This window comes from Brachyspira catarrhinii, assembly GCF_005518285.1.
GTDB classification, from domain to species: Bacteria; Spirochaetota; Brachyspiria; order Brachyspirales; family Brachyspiraceae; genus Brachyspira; species Brachyspira catarrhinii.
The window spans coordinates 1-1,304 of sequence record NZ_SJDU01000522.1 but is presented as its reverse complement, the minus strand read 5'-3'; the positions used below and the strand labels follow the sequence as shown (position 1 = coordinate 1,304).

The 1,304-nt window shown below is 27.1% G+C and carries 1 protein-coding gene; it reads right to left on the bottom strand.

Annotation, left to right across the window (positions count from 1 at the left end; genetic code table 11):
- Nucleotides 1-60: 60 nt before the first annotated feature.
- Nucleotides 61-1,104, bottom strand: coding sequence for an SDH family Clp fold serine proteinase (locus EZH24_RS12025; protein WP_137999309.1), 1,044 nt, complete (start codon nt 1,102-1,104; stop codon nt 61-63).
- Nucleotides 1,105-1,304 lie beyond the last annotated feature (200 nt).

The window sequence follows — 1,304 nt, the reverse complement described above, 5'->3', positions numbered from 1 at the left end:
TATTATCTGTTTCATTATAGCAATTATCTAAACATATATTGTTATAAGTATTATAATTTATCATATACTAAGCCATCCTTCATAAATTTTTTGTATTTGAACCACTTCCGCTGATGGAATCTTGTTAAAATTAGGCAATTGTGCGACAGGAATATTAACAGGAACTATTGTTTTTCTAAATAATCCTTCAGATATAAATACATTACTTTTCCCATATATACTTTCAATTAATGCTCTCTTTATAAGGAATTTTTTTTCTTTAATATCAGTATCTAAATTAGGGTCAAAATTTTTTTGAAGTTCAAGTTCTTCTTTTATTGATAAATAAATATCGTTTATCAATTTATATAATTCATCAGATGGAGTTTCTACATTAAGCCCTAATTCCTCTTTAGCTTCTCTTCTATTAATAGTGTAATCATGACTGCCTGATTCACTACATAAAAAAGATATAATTTTTTGTATTTTAACTTCATCTGTTACTTGATGTCTTAATAATTTACGTGCCAACATTTGTATTTGTCCTATAGCACGATATACTTCTCCTAAAACTAAAGGGTGTACTTTCTCTGCTAAAGTTCCAAATATAGAAGCTAAAGCATTATCATCCTTAATAGCCAATTCATGTTTAGCCAATTCAATAAATCCCTTAATAGCTTCCACGCTAACAGGGTACCTTTGATTTTGCATATTAGGAATTTCTGGATTTAAAGGATTATTGACACTAGGATCTATAGGACCTAATGTAGCTTGTTTGGTCATTATAATATTATCAGCTCCCAAACACATTAATGTACCCGTACTTCTTGCTTTATTGGGAACTATTATTTCTAATTCTTTACAAAACTGTCTTATAAGATTTACAATATTCCAACCAGCAAGAGTACTTCCCCCTGTAGTATATAAAAATAATGAAATCTTATTTACAGGACCTATAATATCTAAATGTTCTGCTATATAATCTGCGGCATCTTCTGCTATTCGAGTTCCCCACCCATTACGATCGCCTGTAATATAAACAAGTAATTTAGATTTTCTTTCTCCCTCCAGTTTTTTATAAAGTTCTATTCTTTTTTCTTTATATTGCAAAATATTATTAGACATATAACCAGCCATTAATTAAATTAATATATTATATAATATATGTTATTAGTATTATTGTCAATATAGTATTTATATATTAATGTCATTAAAATAATGTCGGCTTTTTATTTCCTAAACAACGATAAACTAACTATAGTATAAATCTTTTTTTACACTTTGTTTTTATAATAAAAATAAAGGTAATAAAAAGATGTTTGAAC

Bases quoted from the DNA above. Each gene is read 5' to 3' on its own strand.
- EZH24_RS12025 (WP_137999309.1), bottom strand. From the start codon at position 1,104: ATGTCTAATAATATTTTGCAATATAAAGAAAAAAGAATAGAACTTTAT.